4 protein-coding genes are annotated in these 7,562 nt (G+C 42.5%); 1 reads left to right on the forward strand and 3 read right to left on the reverse strand.

Annotation, left to right across the window (positions count from 1 at the left end; translation table 11 throughout):
• Positions 1-15: 15 nt before the first annotated feature.
• A complete protein-coding gene (gene secA / locus FZ941_RS10530; protein WP_148887817.1) occupies positions 16-2,535 on the reverse strand; it encodes a preprotein translocase subunit SecA in 2,520 nt (839 codons plus the stop codon).
• A 230-nt stretch (positions 2,536-2,765) separates the two neighbouring features.
• Here secA and queG point away from each other — a divergent pair, with 230 nt between their 5' ends.
• Positions 2,766-3,890, forward strand: a complete 1,125-nt coding sequence (queG, locus tag FZ941_RS10535; protein WP_148887818.1) for a tRNA epoxyqueuosine(34) reductase QueG — start codon at positions 2,766-2,768, stop codon at positions 3,888-3,890.
• Positions 3,891-3,967: 77 nt separating this feature from the next.
• Here the strand turns inward: queG and FZ941_RS10540 are convergent, their stop codons facing one another.
• Positions 3,968-4,684 carry a YebC/PmpR family DNA-binding transcriptional regulator gene (locus tag FZ941_RS10540; protein WP_148887819.1) on the reverse strand — a complete coding sequence of 239 codons (717 nt, stop codon included), beginning with the start codon at positions 4,682-4,684 and terminating at the stop codon, positions 3,968-3,970.
• A gap of 418 nt (positions 4,685-5,102) precedes the next feature.
• Positions 5,103-7,562 (reverse strand): mucin-binding protein (locus tag FZ941_RS10545; protein ID WP_148887820.1); only part of this gene is annotated, 2,460 nt, incomplete at its 5' end.

A 7,562-nucleotide genomic window follows, 5' to 3' on the forward strand; every position in this document is an offset into this window, starting at 1 on the left:
TTCTCTCCTTATAAACTACTTCTTGCGACCATGACAGTTTTTAAATTTCTTACCTGAACCACATGGACATAAATCATTTCTTTTTACAGAGGATAAATCAACATTTTTTGGAAGATTTGGGTTTTGGGCAGCAATGTTTCGAGTAGCTGTCGTGCTGATACTGTGCTCTGTACGTGGACGTTCTTGCTCATGGATCTGTGCTTTCATCATGAGACGAGTCACATCAAACTCGATAGAGCCGATCATATCATTAAACATCCGGAAACCTTCTGCCTGATATTCAACAACTGGATTGTTCTGAGCATAACCGCGCAGTCCCACAGCCTGGCGCAATTGATCCAAGGCGTCGATATGATCTGTCCATTTATTATCTACAACTCGTAGAATCAGCACTTTTTGGAACTCTTGAACTGCTTCCTCATCACGAAGTTTAGAAACCTGATTGGCATAAACTTCAGAAGCTCGCTCCATCAAGTAATCTTTGATTTCTTGATTTGATTTACCTTCTAAATCATCAGCTGAGATAGAATCCTCTGCTACAAGGTTATATTTAGCAAAATTCAGAATCGCTTCAATTCTTTCATCATGGTCTGAATGGCTGCTGCCATCTACAATCCGATTAATCGTCCGACGGATCATGGCATGGATTTCTGGAGCCAAATCACGGTCTGCTGTGATGACATCATAGCGTTGAGAATAGATAATTTCACGTTGTTCACGCATGACATCGTCATATTGAAGGACTTGCTTCCGAGTATCGTAGTTATTTCCTTCAACCCGTTTTTGGGCTGCTTCCACCTGACGCGTTAGCATCCGAGACTTGATGACGGACTCTTCTTCGCTCAGATTCATCCGATCAAGCAAGGCCTTAATACGCTCGGAACCGAAACGTTTCATCAAATCGTCTTCGAGAGATAGGTAGAATTGTGATTCACCTGGATCCCCTTGACGACCTGAACGTCCACGAAGCTGGTTATCAATCCGGCGGCTTTCATGGCGCTCTGTACCGATGACACAAAGTCCACCCAATTCACGCACACCTTCACCTAGCTTAATATCTGTACCACGTCCAGCCATGTTGGTCGCGATGGTAATAGCACCACGTTGACCAGCATTCATGATAATCTGTGCTTCTTTATAGTGGTTTTTAGCATTCAAAACTTCATGAGGAATTCCTGCAGCCACTAATTTTTGAGAAAGATAGTCACTCGTGTCAACCGATACTGTACCGACCAAGACAGGTTGACCTGTTTTATAGCGTTCCTTGACGTCTTCCACCACTGCTTTAAACTTAGCTTCCAAGCTAGGATACAGCAAATCTGGATGGTCAATACGTTGGACCGGACGGTTCGTTGGAATTGGAATTACGCGAATATTATAAATTTCGCGGAATTCTTCTTCTTCTGTCTTACCGGTCCCTGTCATCCCTGACAGCTTTTTATACATACGGAAAAGGTTCTGGTAGGTAATCGAAGCAGATGTTTTTGATTCTTCTTGGATAGGCACAGCTTCTTTTGCTTCAATCGCTTGGTGGAGTCCATCAGAGAAACGACGACCTTCCATTGTACGTCCAGTAAATTGGTCAACGATGAGGATTTCCTGCTTTTCGCTAACGACATAATCCACATCTAAGGTCATAATATAGTTAGCACGCAAGGCATTGTCGATAAAGTGCGTTAAAGCAACATTTTCAAGATCGTATAGATTTTCTAAGTTAAAGTAACTTTCAGCCTTGTCAATACCAGAATCTGACAAACCAATCGTCTTAGATGGGATATCAATGATATAGTCATCTTTTTGAAGTGTTTTCACAAAGCTATCCGCTCTATAATAAAGCTGATTCGTATCAGAAGCTGTCGGTCCTGACACGATCAATGGCGTACGCGCTTCGTCAATCAAGATAGAATCCACTTCGTCAACCAAGGCATAGTTAAGCGGACGCTGTACCATATTTTCAGCCCGAACCACCATGTTATCACGCAAGTAGTCAAAACCAATTTCAGAGTTGGTTGAGTAGGTGATATCACAAGCATAAGCTTCTCTTTTTTCCATTGGTGACTTAGATGCTAGGTTGATACCAACAGAAAGTCCCAACCAAGAATAAAGTTCACCCATCTCAGTCGCATCACGCTCTGACAAGTATTCATTGACTGTAACAACGTGAACTCCTTGGCCAGATAAGGCATTTAGGTAAACAGGCATAGTCGCTGTCAGAGTTTTTCCTTCCCCCGTACGCATTTCTGGCACATCACCATGGTGAAGGACAATCCCCCCCATGATCTGAACCTTATATGGGAAAAGACCTAAGACACGCTTCGCTCCTTCGCGGACAACTGCAAATGCTTCAAACAAAAGTTGATCTAAAGTTTCACCATTAGCATAACGTTCCTTAAATTCAACCGTTTTTGCTTGCAATTCTTCATCGGTCAAGGCTGCCATTTCGTCCTCATAGGACATGACCTTGTCCGCCATCTTTTCTAATTTTCTTATTTCACCTTTATCATTTTCGATGATTTTTTTTAAAATATTAGCCATTTTATTCCTTACTCGCTATGTTCTGTTTATAAATGTTTCCTCTCATTATAGCATGTTTCCCCATATCTTTCAAGAAATAATCCATTTAGCAATTGGCTTGAAAGGCTGTCATTTCTCAATTTACACGCTTATCTGCCTAATTCTTCTTGCACTCAAATTTGCTAAATAATCATGGTTTTTCACAAAGTAGTTTCTCGCATAATTCTCATAATTTCGATATAATAATAGCAATGAATATCAAAGAAGAAATTATCAAATTATCAAAAGACATTGGCATTTCTAAAATTGGCTTCACGACAGCAGATGACTTTGACTATCTTGAAAAGTCGCTGCGCTTGTCTGTAGAAGAGGGGCTAAATTCAGGATTTGAACACAAGAATATTGAGGAGCGGATCAAGCCCAAACTGAGTCTAGCCTCGGCCAAGACCATCATCTCTATCGCAGTCGCTTATCCCCACAAGCTCAAGCAACAGCCACAAAAGACAGCCTACAAACGGGGGAAATTCACTCCCAACAGCTGGGGGCTGGATTACCACTATGTACTACAGGACAAGCTAGATCGGCTTGCAAAGGGAATTGAGGAGTTGACTGCCAACTTTGAATATAAAGGCATGGTGGATACAGGAGCCTTGGTCGACACCGCTGTAGCCCGGCGAGCAGGAATTGGCTTTATCGGCAAGAACGGCTTGGTCATCTCCAAGGAATTTGGTTCTTATATGTTTCTGGGTGAGCTCATTACCAATCTGGACATTGAGCCTGACCAGCCTGTCGACTATGACTGCGGAGACTGCAATCGCTGCGTAACAGCCTGTCCTACCTCCTGCCTCATTGGCGATGGGACTATGAACGCCAAGCGCTGCCTATCTTTTCAAACCCAAGATAAGGGCATCATGGACCTAGAATTTCGCAAAAAAATCAAGACAGTCATCTATGGTTGCGACATCTGCCAAATTTGCTGCCCCTATAATAAAGGTTTAGACAATCCGCTCGCAACTGAGATTGACCCCGATCTAGCTCATCCCGAGCTCCTACCTTTCTTGGAACTTTCTAATGGTCAGTTTAAGGAAAAATTCGGCCATATAGCAGGTAGCTGGCGGGGCAAAAACATCCTGCAGCGCAATGCTATCATTGCTCTAGCTAATGCTAATGACCGCTCTGCTATTCCCAAACTACTGGAAATTATCGACAAGGGGCAGAATCCTATCCATATCGCTACGGCCATCTGGGCTCTCAGTCAACTAGTACGCGAAGCCAATCCTGAAATGATTGAGATGATTCTTGCTGTGAAAAATCCTACAGAAGCTATCAAAGAGGAACAGGAACAATTCCTAAAAAAATTTCATTTAACTAACTAAAAATAAATACAGTCTGATTTAGAAACTGCCTTAGAACGCAGCTTATATTAATCAGACTGTATTTTTATGTTATTCAATTAGAAGCCATCTACGTTGGTGTAGATTTTTTGGACATCTTCATCGTCTTCAAGGACACTATACAATTTTTCGAAGGTTTCTAAATCTTCTCCTGTTAATTCCACTTCTGACTGAGGAATCATTTCCAGCTCTGTCACTTGGAATTCTTGGATACCAGACTCACGCAAAGCTACAATTGCTTTATGTAGATCAGTTGGTGCTGTATAAACTGTGATACTTCCTTCTTCAGCCTCTACATCGTCCACATCTACATCTGCTTCTAAAAGCAATTCAAAGATGCTGTCTGCATCATCACCAGCAAAAACGATAACACCTTTATTATCAAAAAGATAAGATACAGAGCCACTAGCACCCATGTTCCCGCCATTTTTACCAAAGGCTGCACGAACATTGGCTGCAGTCCGGTTGACATTCGAAGTCAAGGTATCAACAATCAGCATAGAACCATTTGGTCCAAAGCCTTCATAACGGCCTTCTGTAAAGGTTTCATCCGTATTTCCCTTAGCCTTGTCAATCGCCTTGTCAATAACATGCTTTGGTACTTGCGCTTGCTTAGCACGATCAATAACAAACTTAAGGGCTGTATTTGACTCAGGATCTGGGTCGCCTTTTTTCGCTGCTACATAGATTTCTACACCGAATTTAGCATAAACTTTTGAGTTTGCGCCATCTTTAGCTGTTTTCTTAGCTACAATATTGGCCCACTTACGTCCCATTGGAATTTCTCCTTTAACTATTCTACATTTTTAATCTTCCTTATTATAACACAGGAAAGACGAAAAATCATCCAACAAAAACAGGAAAGTCCCCAATTCCCTAAAATTATCTGCTGAAGTACGAACTAAAGATAGAAAAAATTAGAGTACTAGTTCCTTATACCTTTTAAAATACCGAGATCAGTCATTACATTCTCTCAATAGCAAAACGAATAATGCTAATAAATTTGAGGTGATATCCCTATCATTCTCCAGTGAATCTCCTATTTTACTAGGATCTTCTCTCATTTTTTACTACCAAAATTTGCTAATCAAATAAATAAAAAATCGATAACTTCGTAAAGAAGTTATCGATTTTTGCGAGCTGTTAACTAATCGTCTACAACTCTTCAGTGATTACTATCCAAGCTGTGAAGAATTAATCTTCTTCTTTCAATCTTGGTTTAATCAAGCTGACACCTGCGAGTGTTGCAACAATTCCTAAACCAAGTACTGCTGCTGAAGATGATTTCTCACCTGTATTTGGCAGAGCAGTAGTTCCAGGAACTTTCGGTTCCACTGGCTTGTTCGGTACTTGTTTATTTGGTACCGGAGCTGGAGTTGGTGGAACAGGTTTTGGTTCTGGTTTTGGTTCTGGTTTTGGCTCCGGAGTAGGAGTTGGTTTTGGTTCCGGAGTTGGTGTCGGTGTAGGTGGAACTTCTACCTTCTTGTAAGTTACGACTTCATCGGCTGGTTTAGCTGAATCTGCTGTAACCTTCACATCTGCTACGCTTGCTTTGTCCGCTACGTAACCCTTGATGTCTGGTGAAGTTTGTCCCTTGATCACGTCATCTTGTGATGTCCATGGGCCTTTTTCCACGATCGCTTTCGTTACGACGTTGATCTTCAGAATACGCGTGAATTTAGCGCTGTCTGTGAAGCTTGGTGCTGCTTCTTTACCATCTTCGTATACGTACTTGATCGTACGGCTCAATTCTTTCACAGCTTCTTGTTGAGCTGACTTGATCTTATCATCTGTCCACTTAGGTCCTTCTGGATTGCTTGGATCCATTGGAGTATCTGGTTTCGGCGGATTATTCGGATCGAATGGTACTACGCCTTCTTCCAATTGAACAGTGAAGTTTTGGTCCTTGCTTGCATCATCATCAAAGTTTTGTGGATCCTTGAACTCATCGTTCACAACCTTGTAACCTTGGTTCGTCAATTCTTTCAACTTCGCAAGGTATTGGTCACGGCTAATTGGTTCGCCTGACTTACCGCCTTCTGAGATCTTCGCCAATTCTTTCTTAGCTTGGTCTACGAAGGTGATGGTTGCTTTTTGATCAGCCTTCTTGTAAGTTACGACTTCATCGGCTGGTTTAGCTGAATCTGCTGTAACCTTCACATCTGCTACGCTTGCTTTGTCCGCTACGTAACCCTTGATGTCTGGTGAAGTTTGTCCCTTGATCACGTCATCTTGTGATGTCCATGGGCCTTTTTCCACGATCGCTTTCGTTACGACGTTGATCTTCAGAATACGCGTGAATTTAGCGCTGTCTGTGAAGCTTGGTGCTGCTTCTTTACCATCTTCGTATACGTACTTGATCGTACGGCTCAATTCCTTCACAGCTTCTTGTTGAGCTGACTTGATCTTATCATCTGTCCACTTAGGTCCTTCNGAAGTTTGTCCCTTGATCACGTCATCTTGTGATGTCCATGGGCCTTTTTCCACGATCGCTTTCGTTACGACGTTGATCTTCAGAATACGCGTGAATTTAGCGCTGTCTGTGAAGCTTGGTGCTGCTTCTTTACCATCTTCGTATACGTACTTGATCGTACGGCTCAATTCCTTCACAGCTTCTTGTTGAGCTGACTTGATCTTATCATCTGTCCACTTAGGTCCATCCGGATTCTTAGGATCCATTGGATCGTTTGGTTTCGGTGGATTATTTGGATTGAATGGTACTACAACCTGACGCATAGCAACGGTGAAGGTTTGATCCTTCTTATCGTCATTATCGAAGGTCTTAGGTCCCTTGAACTCATCGTTCACAACTTCGTAGCCCTTGTCTGTCAATTCTTTCAGACGAGTTGCGTAGTTGGTTGTACCGATTGGCTCACCTGACTTACCGCTTTCGACAACCTTCGTCAATTCCTTATTACCGTCAGTTTGGTCTACGAAGCTGATAATCGCTTTTTGACCATCCTTCACGAAGTTGATTGGTGTATCCTTAGTTGGATCACTTGGAATTGGTGGTGGGTTGTAACCCTTGCTTGGATCGCTCGGATCTTTCGGTGTCAATGGTGTTGTACCATCTGGGCCGACTGGTGTTGTTCCTGGTACATGTGGAATCACTGGAAGATCAGTACCTGGTTTGCTTGGATCTGTTGGATCGTTTGGATATGGAAGATTTGGTACTTTTGGAAGTCCGTCTGGTACATTTGGTACGTATGAACCAAGTTTGCTGTACTTAACTGTTTCTTCGCTATCCTTATCATCAGGAGTTACTGTCTTCGCTACTACATTGGCCTTATCTGCCACAAATCCAGTTACGACTGGTGTAGCTTCTTGGGCCAATTCTTTCGTAGCTGGTGTCCATGCAGTGAAGGTTTCCTTACCAGTTACACGGTTACGTTCACCTGTACGTGTGAAGGCTGCTTCTTGAGTCACTGGAGCTTTCAGAGCTGGACGACCCGCTGTTTGACCATCTGCGTATTCGTACTTAATTGTACGAGATACTTTCTTGTTGAGCTTAGCTGGGTCTGTAATCTTCTCTGTACCTTGACGAAGAGTAACGGTGAAGGTTTGATCCTTCTTATCGTCATTATCGAAGGTCTTAGGTCCCTTGAACTCATCGTTCACAACTTCGTAGCCCTTGTCTGTCAATTCTTTCAGACG

The sequence above is a fragment of the Streptococcus sp. Marseille-P6264 genome (assembly GCF_902460355.1).
Taxonomy (GTDB): domain Bacteria; phylum Bacillota; class Bacilli; order Lactobacillales; family Streptococcaceae; genus Streptococcus.